Raw genomic sequence first — 12,315 nt, 5'->3', positions numbered from 1 at the left:
GATGCTGAACATGACTGACCATTCTACTGATGATGAATATGAACGCCGTTTTGCTGGTGTTGCCAAGATTTATGGAGACGATGCGTTTAGTCATTATGAAAAAAGTCATGTGATGGTGATTGGCATAGGTGGGGTTGGTTCATGGGCTGTGGAAGCCTTAGCCAGAACGGGTGTTGGAGAGCTAACACTGGTCGATATGGATTCAGTCGCTGCTTCAAATATCAACCGCCAATTGCCCGCGATGAGTTCAACTTTAGGGATGGAAAAGATTGAAGTCATGGCTGAACGTTGCCGTTCGATCAATCCACGAATCAAGATCAATTTGATAGATGATTATCTCAGCCCTGAAAATGTCAAAGAAATTTTAGAAAAGACTCCTGATATTATTTTAGACTGCATCGATGATGTAAAAGCAAAATTTGCGCTGATGTTGCATTGTCGTTTTAATAAAATTCCCCTGATTGTTTCAGGTGGGGCAGGTGGTAAGTTAGACCCTTTAAAAATCCGTGTTGCTGACTTATCTAAAACAGAACAAGATCCTATGCTTGCAAAATTACGTAGTCAGTTACGTGCCAAAGGTATTTGTAAAAAGCCAAAAGAAAAGTTCGGTATTACATGTGTTTATTCGATAGATAATCCATTTTCCAGTGCAGATGTATGTGCAAGTGCAGGTTTGCGCTGTGGTGGTTATGGCTCGGCTGTAGTGGTAACTTCTAGTTTTGCGATGGTTGCTGTTGCAGAAGTATTAAAAAAATTGGATCGTATTCGACCAATAAAGTAATTACGTGAGTTTGATAAAAATTCTTGATGAAAGATTATATCGTTAAACTGGCTGATTATTCATACAAGTGATTTCGATGATTCATTTATTTCGCCCTTTTGAATCATCGATGGTCTTGCTATCGAGAGGCGACATGGATGTCGCCGTTGGGTGGAGGTTCAGGACGTACCTCTCACCCAACGAAAGATTTTTGTCACTTTTCATCTCTGAAAAGTGAGGCATTGCCTACGCAAAAGAATTTAAACTTTAGAAGTAAAGCGTGGCAGTGCAAGCTGTAGATCATCAAACAATCTATTGATTGCTTTCATTTTATTGATCAAGAGAAATGAAATGCTATTGATAGTTGCGCTTGCGGAGCTCCGCTCCTCATCCTAAAATTGCATGAAAACTCAGCAAGACTCCGCAGATATTTATGATTTTTCAATTGTTTGAAGATTTGATTGCATCGAACTCAGGTTAATTGTTAATTTTGCTTCATTATTGCTTGAGCACATTTAAAAACGAGATGAATTGAGTTAAATTAACCTGATTCATAAGCAATAATAGAGAATAATCAAAATGAGCATTTTTAAGAAACTATTTGGCAATAAACAACAAGCGATACAAAATAATCAAAACCGTTATGTTGAATTTTGGCAATGGTTTCAGCAACATCAACAGCATTTTCATCGAATTGTCGATGAGATGAATCGAGACACGATTGAACAAGATTTTTTTGATCGATTATCGCCTGAATTAGCCAAAGTACATGCTGGGATTTTTTTTCTTACCGGAATGTCTGATCCAGAAACTGCTGAGTTGATACTGACGCCAGATGGAGTGATTGCTAATATTATATTTGTTGAGGAACTGGTGGCTGCTGCACCAGAAATTGCGGGCTGGAAATTTACCGCATTGAAACCCGCAAGTGACATTCATCAAACCAGTATTGCGATGCATGGACATGAATTTAGTCAAGACACCTTATCTTTTTATTTAAGAGATCTTGCAGAATATCCAGATGAAATTGATTTAGTCGTTGTGCATGATCAATATAATGAAGCGCAAAAAGGTGAATTTTTACAAGCAGTTTATATTTTCTTAGATAATTATTTGGGTGAATACGATGCAATCACCAAACTGGATCAGGTGTCTGTCCAGTCGAAACAAGATGCTGAAAAAGAATTGATGCCTATCGGCAATTTAAAAAATATTTTAATTTTAAAAAACAGTGAAATCTCGCGTTTAGATAAAGTCACACGTTCCAATACAGATGAGGATGAATACATCAGTTTGGAGGGGGAAAATAACCAAGGTCTACCACTCATTGCGATTTTAAACCGTACTTTATTAACATGGGAACAAAAAGCTTCTCATCCGTGGATGATGATCGTAGAGGTACCTTATGATGGTCAAAATTCGAATGGTATGCCACCAGCCCAAGTCTATGAGCAACTTGAAAATATAGAACAAGCACTATTGGCTGAGCTAAAAGATGTCGATGGTTATTTAAATATTGGTCGTGAAACAGGTGATCATTTAAGAAGCATGTATTTCGCTTGTAAGGATTTTAGAAAACCGTCCAAAGTGATTGATCAAATTATTGAAAAGTATCACAAAGACTTCGACATCGATGTGAGTATTTTTAAAGATAAGTATTGGCGTAGTCTGAATAAATTTGGTCGATAAATTAAATATTTATGCCGTGAAATACTGATGACAGCGGTTTCGGGGTTAATCTATAAAATATGGATGTTGAATAACCATGTTTAGATGGGTAAATCATTTACAATTTAATCTTGGTCAGATCATACTGTTCATCTTGGTGATCGTGGGTATAGGGTACGGTTGTTATGCAACTGTTCTCCACTTTCAAGCAGCCAGCCAGTTGAATGAAGCGCGTAAAGCAATGGATGATATCAGGCTAGTGCTGATTTGGTCAGTCAAGCAGCAGCCGAATGCTGTGGTAAAAACATGTAATTTTAACAATATACAACATGTGATCAAGCAAGATGAATTAAAGAGAATGAATCAACTACTCAATTGGAATCTAAATATTGTGCAGCAAACACAATATGTTGAGCATATAAAAGTGTATGCAATGAATGATTTACACACATGTATGATCAAAGCCTATTTTAAAAATGATCATTTTGTGAGTGAACACCTTGCTGGCAAGTATATTGCCTATCAATATGATCTAAAAAATAATAAAACAGAATGTTTGACTGATATAGAAAAGTATTCTTTAGTGAAATCCTGTACACGTTTATAGGATAACATGCCCAGTACATATTGATATGAATACATATAAAAGTTGTTTGTAAATCTAAATCAAATCATGTCTGTTCTGATGGATGGTCTACTCATCGATGGTTGAATTTGAATAAGGATTTATCAGTATTCACAAACGATAAGCACTTAAGTTGCTACTTTAATAACGATGGTCAGTTTAGTCTTGTAAATAAATAAACGCTGATGGTTCGACTGCTTGCCCTGTTTGTGCAGAGATAAAACGATCAAAGCAACTCAATAAAAGAAAAATGCCAACGATACTGATAAAAATCAGGATTTGCTTAGAAATACTCATCGTTTTTCTGCCTAGATACTTTACTTAAATTCAGTCTAGTGATGTTTTTAAATCTAATCTAATATAGAAAAAAGCATGATTGATCTAATTTTGAGATGAATATGACCACACTCAAGCAATTTAATTATTTGATTAGAATCGTTGAAGAAGGCGGGTTTATTGCGGCAGCTGAAAAATTATTTATTGCTCAGTCAGCATTAAGTCGGCAGATCAAACTATTAGAAGAGGAAATTGGATTTGAAATTTTTGATCGCAGTGACAAGAAAATAAAATTGACCAAAGCTGGGCAGTTTTTCTATCTGCAAGTGAAAAACAATTTGTTAAACCTCAATCATATTATTGAAAATGCAAGAGAAATCTCAAGTGGTCTACACCGTTTAATTAAAGTCGCACACTCAAGCACCATCAGCATGAGTTTAGAAAAAGTTCAGTTATTTGATCAAGTCGCTAAACAACAAAGTATTAATTTTGAAATCAATAATTTATCTTCTGAGGATCAGGTCCTTGAATTATTGAAAGGCAATATTGATATTGGGTTTTTTCGCCCACCGATTCTAAATAGTATGGATGGATTAAGCGCTGTTCAATTATATGATGAACCTCTATATGTTGCTGTTCATCAAGATCATCATTTAGCAAAAGCAACTACGGTCAAAATTCAACAATTAGAAGATGAAGACTTTGTGTCAACACCTCATGCAGAACGTGGTGGGCTGAGTTATTTGGTGTCTAATATTTGTTTAAGTGCTGGTTTTGCACCTAAAAAAGCCCGAGTTCAATCTCGAAAAGTTTCGCAATTGCAATTGGTTGCTGCAAATATAGGGATTTGTATCGTTCCTGCTGAATTCAAAAATATAGTGCCTGAGCAAGTCAGGTTGATTGCTTTGGATATTGAACAGGCTTCCTCTGATGTTTTTATGGCATGGAACAGTCATGCTGATGATGCAGTGGTGAAATGCGCCAAAGAATTAGTCAAATGCTTTCAACAGTGAGCATTGATAAACGATGTACTTGAACAGCACATCGTTTAATATGGACTTAATTTTTGATGATTGTGATCAGTTGAATTATACGGATTGCTCTCGAATATAGTCTTCAGTCCGTTTCATTGCTTCTTTAATATTGACAATGGCATGTTCAACATCAGCAAATGTTTTGGCATTTCCACCACTTAGGGCTTGACGCCATTTACGAGCACCTGGCAGGTTTTGAAATAACCCGAGAATGTGACGGGTAATAATTGACAGCGGTGCACCTTCTTGCATCCGTTTGGCAATATAAGGCAACATTTGATCCATAATTTCAAAGCGATCAGGTAAATCTAAATTCCAAAGCTGTCCCAACTCTGCCAATAGATATGGATTATGATAAGCCTCACGACCAATCATGACCCCATCGACATGTTTTAAATGTTCTTGAGTTTCAGCAAAGGTTTTAACCCCACCATTGATTTCGATCAGCAACTCAGGACGATCTTGTTTTAAGCGATATACATCTTCATAACGGAGTGGGGGAATGTCTCGATTTTCTTTTGGTGACAAGCCTTGAAGTAATGCAATACGTGCATGCACAATAAAGTTATTGCATCCAGTTTTTGCTACAGTATCGACAAAATTTAGCATTTCCTCATAAGATTGCATGTCATCAATCCCGATTCGATGTTTTACCGTGACGGGTATATCAACTGCATTACGCATTTCAGCGATACACTCAGCGACTAAATCTGGTTCAGCCATCAGGCAGGCGCCAATTTTGTTATTTTGTACACGGTCGCTTGGACAGCCCACATTTAAATTGATTTCATCATAGCCCCAGTCTTGCGCCATTTTGCTACAGGTAGCAAGTTCTTTTGGGTTTGAGCCACCGAGTTGTAGAACAATTGGATGTTCTTCATGGTTATAGTCCAAATGACGATTTGCCCCACCATAGATAATGGCACCTGTGGTGACCATTTCTGTATACAGAATGATGTTTGGATTAAACAAACGTGCAAAAAAACGATAGTCACGAGTTGTCCAATCCATCATCGGAGCGACCGAAATACGGGGAGTTAGAGATTGGAGCTCAGACATAAAGTAAACCTGAAAAGATGAAAAAAGCAGAGTGCGGATTATACGTGCTTTATTTTAAAATCTATAGTCATATTCAAAAGATAGCATTTGTAAATCTAATTAAAATTTTGATTCTGATAGTGATTTTTAGGCGTGACAAAGTAGGTTCTATGGGGATTTATTAAAGGGTACGAATCGAAGTTCTCTAGTGATAGATGGTTATTTGATTATTATCTATCTAGAGTAGATTCTCTGCTTATTACTTATCTTTAATGATTTCGTCACCAATCCAGTTTAAAAAATGGTTCACTTTGAGAATGTTCTCATGGGTACGTGGATAAACTAAATGGTGGGCAGATATTGGTACGGAGAAGTCATCAGGAAAGACTTTGACAAGTTTTCCTGAATCTAGATAATTTTGGGTAAGTAAATTGCTTTCTAGGACGAATCCAAGCCCATGAGTTGCAGCTTCAAGTGACATGTATGAGCGATCAAAACTAAAAGTATAAGGAAATTCAGGAATGCTTAACCCTTGATGTGCAAACCATTGGGGCCATGTAACGAGAGTGGACTTCGATAAAATTAATTCTTTTTTTAGTAACTCTTTAGGCTTAGAAACTGGGCTGCGCTCAAGTAATTTGGGGGAGGCAAGAACTTCTAATTTTTCACTTCGAACTGTTCTAATTTCGACTCCTGTCCAATTCGGAATACCATGACGAATATCAATATCAATTTTATCTCGTGTGAAATGAAGGTTTTCATAAGAGCAAGATAAATTCACCTGAATGAGAGGATATAGTTCTTTAAATGATTCCAATCTTGGCAGTAACCACAGAAGTCCAAAGCTTGGTGAAGAATGGATGTATAAACTATCTTTTGGACTGTTATCCGATGCTTGTTCAGTCGCTAACATCAGATTATGCAAGATAGCGGTTACATCTTGATAATAACGCTCACCAGAAGGCGTTAAAGTCACTCCTCGTGCACCTCTTATAAATAAGCTTTGACCAATCATTTCTTCTAGTTTTGCGATTTGATGACTGATAGCAGAGGGCGTAAGGTTCAGGATCTCTGCTGCCTTTGCCACATTCCCTAAGCGAGCAGTTTGCTCAAATGCTTGTAAAGTTTTTATTGCAGGCATTTGATTGTAATTTTTTTCAGTATTATTCATTTAAAATTCCATTTTTCTTTCATATCTCAACTAAAAATATCATAGGCATGAATAAAATTCATGCCTAGTTGAGTTTAACCTTATTGCTGCTCACTGTGAAAAAAGAGAATCTAGCGATGAATGAATATGTTGAAGAAAAGAGGAATATACATGTTACTACAAGGAAAAGTAGCGTTAATCACAGGTGCAGCATCTGAACGTGGTATTGGTCGTGCAACAGCAGAAATCTTTGCACAGCAAGGAGCCAAAGTCATTATTGTTGATCTAGATATTGCGCAAAGCCAGCATGCAGCTAAAGCATTGGGCGAAGGTCATTTAGGTCTAGCAGCAAATGTTGCAAATGAAGAACAAGCACACGCTGCTGTGGAACAAGCTCTTCAATACTACGGAAAAATTGATATTTTGGTCAATAATGCAGGCATTACCCAACCTGTAAAGACATTAGATATCAAACGTAATGATTATGACCGTATTTTGGATGTCAGTCTGCGTGGAACGCTTATTATGTCTCAGGCTGTAATTCCCGCAATGAAAGAAAACGGTGGAGGAAGTATCGTGTGCTTATCATCCGTTTCGGCACAACGAGGTGGTGGTATTTTTGGTGGTCCACACTACAGCGCTGCCAAAGCAGGGGTTTTAGGTTTAGCTAAAGCGATGGCTCGCGAGTTTGGTGCAGATAATATTCGTGTCAACTCACTTACACCAGGTCTTATTCAAACAGACATTACGGGTGGTTTAATGAATGATGATCGTCTTCATGACATTCTTACAGGCATTCCACTGGGTCGCTTAGGTAAAGCACAAGATGTTGCTAATGCAGCGTTATTTTTAGCTAGTGATCTATCAGCCTATTTAACAGGTGTAACTCTAGACGTAAATGGCGGAATGCTGATTCACTAAAACTCAGTATTAGTATTAGAAAATTTAAAATAGAGACATGGTCACGAGAGGATATTGTGGTCAAATGTAAAGGGACTCGCATGATGGATACCGTATTTTCATCTGATACAGATGCTATTCGTAAATCTGCATATCGAAAAATTGCATTTCGGCTGATGCCATTTTTAATGCTTTGTTATTTTTGTGCTTACTTAGATCGTGTAAATGTTGGTTTTGCCAAACTTCAAATGATGAGTGATTTACAGTTTAGTGAAGCTGTTTATGGACTTGGCGCAGGTATTTTCTTTATAGGATATTTCTTATGTGAAGTACCTAGCAATATTGTGCTGCATAAAGTTGGTGCTCGACATTGGATTGCCCGAATCATGATTACATGGGGTATTTTGTCAGGCTGTTTTGCATTTGTTGAAACAGAGTGGCAATTCTATACCTTACGCTTCTTACTTGGTGTTGCTGAAGCTGGATTAGCACCAGGTTTATTACTTTATCTTACATATTGGTTCCCATCTTATCGTCGGGCCCGTATGACTGTGCTGTGGTTTATTGCAATTCCCATTTCTGGAATGATTGGCGGCCCTTTGTCTGGCTTAATCATGGATCAAATGAACAATGTGCAAGGATGGCATGGCTGGCAATGGATGTTTGTGCTTGAAGCTATACCTACAGTGGTTGTTGGTTTGTTAGTCCTCGCAGTTCTAAAAGATTCTGTTCAAGATGCACATTGGTTAACGAGTGCTGAAAAGAATTTAGTCCAACAAGAAATTGCTCAAGATAATCAACAGAAAGAAGGGCATAGCAGTATTAAAGACTTCATTAGTGATAAACGCTTGTGGTTACTAGCTGGAATCTACTTTTGTGTCGTAATGGGACAATATGCAATTACTTTCTGGTTGCCGACATTAATTCGTAACTCGGGTATTAGTGACAACTGGCATATTGGCTTGTTGACCAGTCTACCTTATATGTGTGCCATAGTTGTAATGCTGTTAGCAGGTCGTAGCGGAGATCACTTTAGAGAGCGTCGCTGGCATTTAATTATTCCAATGTGTACTGGTGCCGTTGCACTGACATTTGCAACATTGTTTGCTTCAAATCTAATTTTATCGTTGATTTGTTTATGTATTGCGGCATCAGGAGTACTCACCGCATCTTCTTTATTTTGGATGTTGCCAACAAACTTTTTAGGTGGTGTTTCAGCTGCTGCTGGTATTGCTGGAATCAATAGTTTTGCCAATCTCGCTGGATTTTGTTCTCCGTTTCTCATCGGATGGATTACCACTAATACAGGTTCGAATGCCATAGGTATGTTCTTAATTACAGCAGTCTTAGTTGTCGGAGCTAGCCTAGTACTGCGCGTTCCAGCAAAACTGGTTAATCGTTAATAAGAGAAGTTAATTATGTCAAATATTAATAAAAAAGCTCGTATTGCTGAACTACAGCAACGAGCATATAACATTCGTCAACATGCATTACGTATGGGACAAGTACAGGGCCAAGGTTATGTTGGACAGGCCTTAGGTGCAGCTGATCTACTTGCAGTTTCTTATTTTCATGCAATGAAATATCAGCCTGAGAATCCTGAGTGGGAAGGACGAGACCGCTTTTATCTTTCAATAGGTCATTATGCCATTGCTTTATATGCTGCTTTGATCGAAGCAAAAGTTATTCCATTAGAAGAACTAGAAACGTATGGTTCTGATGACAGTCGTTTACCTATGTCAGGCATGGCAACGTATACCCCTGGTATGGAAATCACAGGTGGTTCATTGGGTCATGGTTTAGGCATTGCGGTAGGCGCTTGCCTCGGATTAAAGCAAAAGAAATCAGAATCTTTTGTTTATAACTTCCTCTCAGACGGTGAGCTCAATGAGGGCTCTACATGGGAAGCTGTCATGTCGGCTTCACATTGGAAATTAGATAATCTAATTGCAATTATTGATGTGAATAATCAGCAAGCCGATGGGCATTCAAGTGAAATTCTAGCTTTTGAACCGATTGTAGATCGTTGGCAGTCTTTTGGTTGGTATACACAGCGCGTAGATGGTAATGACATGAAAGCTTTACTCGAAGCTTTTGATAATGCAAGAAATTATAAAGGTATAAGCCCGAGAGTCATCATTTGCGATACCAAAATGGGTAAAGGTGTTTCCTTTTTGGAAAGCCGAGAAAAAACACATTTTATTCGGGTAGATGAACGCGAATGGGATGAAGCTTTAAATATATTAACTCATTACGGCAAATAAGGAGTTTAGATCCATGAGCCAATTAGCGAACTCTCCTAAGAAAAAATTAAAAACGTCTGCCATGATTGCTTCGATTGCTGTAGAAGGGCAACCAACCAAGCCTGCACCATTTGGACATGCTTTAAATGCGCTAGCGAAAGAGCGTGATGATATTGTTGGATTATCAGCAGACCTATCTAAATATACAGATCTACATATTTTCGCGAATCAAAATCCACACAAGTTCTTTCAAATGGGAATGGCAGAACAACTCCTGATGAGTGCTGCTGCTGGATTAGCTCGAGAAGGCTTTGTTCCTTTTGCCACGACTTATGCTGTATTTGCTTCACGTCGAGCTTACGATTTTATTTGTATGGCGATTGCCGAAGATAATCTGAATGTGAAAATTGTAGCAGCCCTTCCTGGTTTAACTACAGGATATGGACCAAGTCACCAAGCAACAGAAGATATTGCCATTTTCCGTGGAATGCCAAATCTAATGATCATTGATCCATGTGATGCCTTGGAAATTGAGCAGGCTATTCCACAGATTGCTGCTCATCAAGGTCCTGTTTATATGCGCTTGTTACGTGGTCAAGTTCCATTGGTATTGGATAAATATAACTACCAATTTAAATTATGTAAGGCCCAAGTCATTAAGCCAGGTAAAGATCTCTTGATTATCTCTACTGGATTACTGACTATGCGTGCGCTTGAGGCCGCTGAAGAGCTTGAAAAAGAGGGAATTGAGGTTTCAGTTCTACATGTTCCAACCATCAAGCCTCTTGATGAAGAAACGATTTTAGCAGAAGTTGCAAAAGGAGGACGGTCTGTACTTACTGCTGAAAATCATTCTGTAGTTGGGGGGTTAGGTGAAGCAGTTGGAACCTTACTATTAAGAAATGGGCAACATCCACGTTTTGATATGATTGGTTTACCTGATGCATTTTTAGAGGCAGGCGCATTACCCACACTACATGATCGTTATGGTATTTCTACAGAAGCAGTTAAAGCAAAAATCAAAAATCACTTAACCTAAGAGAGTCCAACTGTTAGTGAATTGAGCATGGTGTACGACAGGAGTCTAGCCATGCCCTAATTTTATCCTACCACTTTTAAGCCATTTAACTGTTCAAAATAGCTTATTTAATTAGCTGTTTAGGAAAACTTATATTCAAAATTTGCAGGGATTGTGCAATGAACAAAAGTAATTTTTTATGTCTCCTTGGTGTATTTATTGGAACAAATACAGCTTGTTTTGCTGAGAACTTATTCGATGTGAATCGAACAAATTTGACTGGGGATTGGAATGGTTCAAGAACCCAGCTAGAGAATGAAGGGATTAAATTTGATAGTGGCTTAAATCTCGACATTGCTTATTTAGCTGATGGTGGATATAAACCAAGACAAGCCCCGACTTATGTTAGTCAATTTTCACTCGGTTCAACTTTGGATTTAGAAAAATTGATAAATTTGGAGGGGGTAAGTGTTCGAGCATTAATTATGGCAAGACAAGGGCAGAGCGTATCAGTAGAACAGATTTCTGATCCGCAAGCATCACAATTGGCCAATGTACAGGCAAATTATGGTCGAGGTAATTCGGGTACAAGGCTTGCAGAACTCTCGATCGAAAAAAAATTCAGTAACGCAGCTACTAGTATTCGAGTTGGGCGTTTTGCCATGGGAACCTATTTCAATGTGATGTCTTGCGACTTTCAAAATAATTCCTTTTGCGGTGCACAAATGGGGAAATGGCAAGGCAGTAAATGGATTAATGCACCTGTAAGCCAATGGGCTGTAATGTCTAAATATAGTTTTAACCCTGAGGTCTTTATACAATTTGGTGTATTCGAATATAACCCAAAAAACTTGGAAGAAAGTGAAGGGTGGAATTTGGATACAAAAGATGTCGATGGTGTCAATATGCCTATTGAGCTTGTCTGGCAGCCTAAACAGATGATTAATAACTTAGCTGGAATTTATCGTATAGGTGCATTTTATAATACAGCTGACGATCTCAAAAACCAAAAAGACATCGTAACAGGAGAGCCTGAATCTCACACATATGGGATGTGGGGTGTTGTAGAACAACAATTAACCTCAAAAAACTCAATTCAGCAAGGGCTGTATACTTTTATGAACTTCAGTTTTCATGATCAAACCACTAACAAAGTTGAAAATATGCAACAAATTGGTTTGAAATATGTTGGACTTTTAAATAATCATCCTAATGATATTGTTGGTTTTGCTGTAAATAGAGTTGATGTTAGTGATCGTTACAGTCAAACACGCCAAGGCATTAATAAAGATGCTGAATATAATATTGAGTTGAACTATTCATATTTCCCAATGAAGTGGTTGATGCTTAGACCTAATATTCAATATGTAATCAATCCTGGAGCAACGAATTATGTTGATAATGCTTTAGTGCTGGGCTTAAGCTCGAAAATTATTTTTTAAAAATACCTTCACCCATTTAAAAAGCTGTTTTTAGGTTTTGCTAAGAACAGCAGCGTATTAAATCGTTTGGAGAATTAAATTAATGAGGTCTTTAGTGATTTTAAATTTAATTAACTTAGGAAAAACTTTATCTTTAAAGGCTTTATGTAACATAGCCTTAC

12 protein-coding genes are annotated in these 12,315 nt (G+C 37.8%); 9 read left to right on the top strand and 3 right to left on the bottom strand.

All coding sequences use genetic code 11. The features are described 5' to 3' along the window. The first annotated feature begins 10 nt into the window (after positions 1–10). The 3 genes from TOL5_RS18025 (at position 11) to TOL5_RS18015 (ending at position 3,035) form a co-directional block, all read left to right on the top strand. Positions 11–781 carry a ThiF family adenylyltransferase gene (locus TOL5_RS18025; RefSeq protein WP_046761446.1) on the top strand — a complete coding sequence of 257 codons (771 nt, stop codon included), beginning with the start codon at positions 11–13 and terminating at the stop codon, positions 779–781. Between the two features lie 558 nt (positions 782–1,339). Further along, complete coding sequence (locus TOL5_RS18020; protein WP_121775101.1) at positions 1,340–2,449, top strand: DUF695 domain-containing protein; 1,110 nt, start codon at positions 1,340–1,342, stop codon at positions 2,447–2,449. Positions 2,450–2,525: 76 nt separating this feature from the next. Then, on the top strand, positions 2,526–3,035 hold the full coding sequence (locus tag TOL5_RS18015) for a hypothetical protein (RefSeq protein WP_058967264.1): 510 nt from the start codon (positions 2,526–2,528) through the stop codon (positions 3,033–3,035). A 177-nt stretch (positions 3,036–3,212) separates the two neighbouring features. On the opposite strand, the gene TOL5_RS18010 is transcribed toward TOL5_RS18015, so the two are convergent. Next, positions 3,213–3,350 carry a hypothetical protein gene (locus TOL5_RS18010; protein WP_004827656.1) on the bottom strand — a complete coding sequence of 46 codons (138 nt, stop codon included), beginning with the start codon at positions 3,348–3,350 and terminating at the stop codon, positions 3,213–3,215. A gap of 101 nt (positions 3,351–3,451) precedes the next feature. Here TOL5_RS18010 and TOL5_RS18005 point away from each other — a divergent pair, with 101 nt between their 5' ends. Then, positions 3,452–4,342, top strand: a complete 891-nt coding sequence (locus TOL5_RS18005) for a LysR family transcriptional regulator (protein ID WP_005031057.1) — start codon at positions 3,452–3,454, stop codon at positions 4,340–4,342. A gap of 75 nt (positions 4,343–4,417) precedes the next feature. Here TOL5_RS18005 and dusA read toward each other — a convergent pair whose 3' ends face one another. Next, the gene (dusA, locus tag TOL5_RS18000) at positions 4,418–5,422 is read right to left on the bottom strand and encodes a tRNA dihydrouridine(20/20a) synthase DusA (RefSeq protein WP_151780807.1); all 1,005 of its coding nucleotides are present in this window, start codon (positions 5,420–5,422) and stop codon (positions 4,418–4,420) included. Between the two features lie 238 nt (positions 5,423–5,660). Then, positions 5,661–6,542, bottom strand: coding sequence for a LysR substrate-binding domain-containing protein (locus TOL5_RS17995; RefSeq protein WP_085947562.1), 882 nt, complete (start codon positions 6,540–6,542; stop codon positions 5,661–5,663). Between the two features lie 180 nt (positions 6,543–6,722). Here TOL5_RS17995 and TOL5_RS17990 point away from each other — a divergent pair, with 180 nt between their 5' ends. The 5 genes from TOL5_RS17990 (at position 6,723) to TOL5_RS17970 (ending at position 12,154) form a co-directional block, all read left to right on the top strand. Beyond that, entirely contained in the window at positions 6,723–7,472 is a 750-nt protein-coding gene (locus TOL5_RS17990) for an SDR family NAD(P)-dependent oxidoreductase (RefSeq protein WP_121775378.1), read from the top strand. 83 nt (positions 7,473–7,555) lie between these two features. Continuing rightward, positions 7,556–8,854 carry an MFS transporter gene (locus tag TOL5_RS17985; RefSeq protein WP_198114668.1) on the top strand — a complete coding sequence of 433 codons (1,299 nt, stop codon included), beginning with the start codon at positions 7,556–7,558 and terminating at the stop codon, positions 8,852–8,854. Between the two features lie 15 nt (positions 8,855–8,869). Continuing rightward, positions 8,870–9,715, top strand: coding sequence for a transketolase (locus TOL5_RS17980; protein WP_042089559.1), 846 nt, complete (start codon positions 8,870–8,872; stop codon positions 9,713–9,715). A 13-nt stretch (positions 9,716–9,728) separates the two neighbouring features. Then, the gene (locus tag TOL5_RS17975; protein ID WP_121775380.1) at positions 9,729–10,733 is read left to right on the top strand and encodes a transketolase family protein; all 1,005 of its coding nucleotides are present in this window, start codon (positions 9,729–9,731) and stop codon (positions 10,731–10,733) included. Between the two features lie 158 nt (positions 10,734–10,891). Then, positions 10,892–12,154, top strand: coding sequence for a carbohydrate porin (locus TOL5_RS17970; protein WP_151780809.1), 1,263 nt, complete (start codon positions 10,892–10,894; stop codon positions 12,152–12,154). The last annotated feature ends 161 nt before the right edge of the window (positions 12,155–12,315 follow it).

It is taken from the genome of Acinetobacter sp. Tol 5 (assembly GCF_019702905.1).
Taxonomy (GTDB): Bacteria; Pseudomonadota; Gammaproteobacteria; order Pseudomonadales; family Moraxellaceae; genus Acinetobacter; species Acinetobacter bereziniae.
The sequence above is the reverse complement of the archived record's forward strand: the minus strand, read 5'-3'. Positions and strand labels throughout refer to the sequence as shown.

Excerpts from the sequence above, each read along its gene's own strand:
- TOL5_RS18025 (WP_046761446.1), top strand. The coding sequence starts at position 11 with ATGACTGACCATTCTACTGATGATGAATATGAACGCCGTTTTGCTGGT.
- TOL5_RS18020 (WP_121775101.1), top strand. The coding sequence starts at position 1,340 with ATGAGCATTTTTAAGAAACTATTTGGCAATAAACAACAAGCGATACAA.
- TOL5_RS18015 (WP_058967264.1), top strand. The coding sequence starts at position 2,526 with ATGTTTAGATGGGTAAATCATTTACAATTTAATCTTGGTCAGATCATA.
- TOL5_RS18010 (WP_004827656.1), bottom strand. The coding sequence starts at position 3,350 with ATGAGTATTTCTAAGCAAATCCTGATTTTTATCAGTATCGTTGGCATT.
- TOL5_RS18005 (WP_005031057.1), top strand. The coding sequence starts at position 3,452 with ATGACCACACTCAAGCAATTTAATTATTTGATTAGAATCGTTGAAGAA.
- dusA (WP_151780807.1), bottom strand. The coding sequence starts at position 5,422 with ATGTCTGAGCTCCAATCTCTAACTCCCCGTATTTCGGTCGCTCCGATG.
- TOL5_RS17995 (WP_085947562.1), bottom strand. The coding sequence starts at position 6,542 with ATGCCTGCAATAAAAACTTTACAAGCATTTGAGCAAACTGCTCGCTTA.
- TOL5_RS17990 (WP_121775378.1), top strand. The coding sequence starts at position 6,723 with ATGTTACTACAAGGAAAAGTAGCGTTAATCACAGGTGCAGCATCTGAA.
- TOL5_RS17985 (WP_198114668.1), top strand. The coding sequence starts at position 7,556 with ATGGATACCGTATTTTCATCTGATACAGATGCTATTCGTAAATCTGCA.
- TOL5_RS17980 (WP_042089559.1), top strand. The coding sequence starts at position 8,870 with ATGTCAAATATTAATAAAAAAGCTCGTATTGCTGAACTACAGCAACGA.
- TOL5_RS17975 (WP_121775380.1), top strand. The coding sequence starts at position 9,729 with ATGAGCCAATTAGCGAACTCTCCTAAGAAAAAATTAAAAACGTCTGCC.
- TOL5_RS17970 (WP_151780809.1), top strand. The coding sequence starts at position 10,892 with ATGAACAAAAGTAATTTTTTATGTCTCCTTGGTGTATTTATTGGAACA.